Genomic DNA, 280 nt, shown 5'->3' with positions numbered 1-280 from the left:
GTGTCGCCGCGCGCACTGTACGGTGCCGGCGAAGTACGCGCAGCTCGACCACCGCGTGGAGTACGGGGACGGTGGTGAAACGTCGACGGATAATTTGATTGCGGTATGCCAGCATCATCACAACGCCAAGACGGACCGCCGGTGTGATTATCTCTTCGACCCCGTCACCGGCTTTGTGTACTGGCTGTTTGAAGACGGCACGTGGGAGTCGACCGAGCCGCAGGGGATTATGGCCCAGCGGTGGCGCCAGACCATTGCCCAGCGCACCGAACAGCTCGCC

The 280-nt window shown here is 62.9% G+C and carries 1 protein-coding gene; it reads left to right on the top strand.

From position 1 onward, the window contains the following. Positions 1–280: HNH endonuclease signature motif containing protein (locus tag HMPREF2559_RS10970; RefSeq protein ID WP_148138818.1), on the top strand; the 280-nt coding region annotated here is incomplete at both ends.

It is taken from the genome of Corynebacterium sp. HMSC072G08, from assembly GCF_001809185.1.
Classification (GTDB): Bacteria; Actinomycetota; Actinomycetes; order Mycobacteriales; family Mycobacteriaceae; genus Corynebacterium; species Corynebacterium phoceense.
Note: the sequence above shows the minus strand (reverse complement) of the source record. Positions and strands in the feature narration are given on the sequence as shown.